Here is a 579-nt window from a genome sequence, read left to right on the forward strand (position 1 = left end):
TTCATCTCCAGAGGAATCAGTCGTCCTCGTTCGTGCCCCAGATGGCCTGGGCTTTTTTTGATAAGGTCAGCAGCGCCGCCGCTTCAGCCAGCGCTTTCTCCTTTCTGCGAAGCTCCTTTTCCAACGCGCGGCTTTTCTTGCGTTCCGCAGCCAGCTCAGCCTTATTCGTCGGGGCACCGGTTGCACCGTCTAACGCTTCAGAAGCCGCTACCTTCCACGCTTCGATCTGTTCCGGATATAGGCCGTATTTGCGGCAGTACTCCGAACGCTCGGCCTCGTTCATGGCCGCCGTCTGAATGACCGCAGCCAGCTTGGCTTTGGCATCCCACTGATCGGCTATCGTAGACTTCTTGGGCACGACATATCCTCTGGCACGAAACTGCTTCTTCCAGTTGTACAGAGTCGCCTCTGAGACCCCGATTTCCTGGCTCAGGCTGGCCACCGTGCGGTTATGCGGCGGCATCAATTTCCTGACGGCTTGTTCTTTGAATTCTGGGCTGTAACTGGGCACTTCTTCACTCCGACCGCTCCCTCAAATATTAACGAAAAACGAGCGGACATCTATTGTGACGCAGGGGG

1 protein-coding gene is annotated in these 579 nt (G+C 56.1%); it reads right to left on the reverse strand.

Going from position 1 to position 579, the window contains the following annotated elements; genetic code table 11:
• Nucleotides 1-16: 16 nt before the first annotated feature.
• A complete protein-coding gene (locus VRY85_RS14865) occupies nt 17-511 on the reverse strand; it encodes a transposase (RefSeq protein WP_414599381.1) in 495 nt (164 codons plus the stop codon).
• Between the last annotated feature and the right edge of the window lie 68 nt (nt 512-579).

It is taken from the genome of Achromobacter sp. F4_2707 (assembly GCF_047501535.1).
In the GTDB taxonomy this organism is placed as follows: Bacteria; Pseudomonadota; Gammaproteobacteria; order Burkholderiales; family Burkholderiaceae_B; genus Yanghanlia.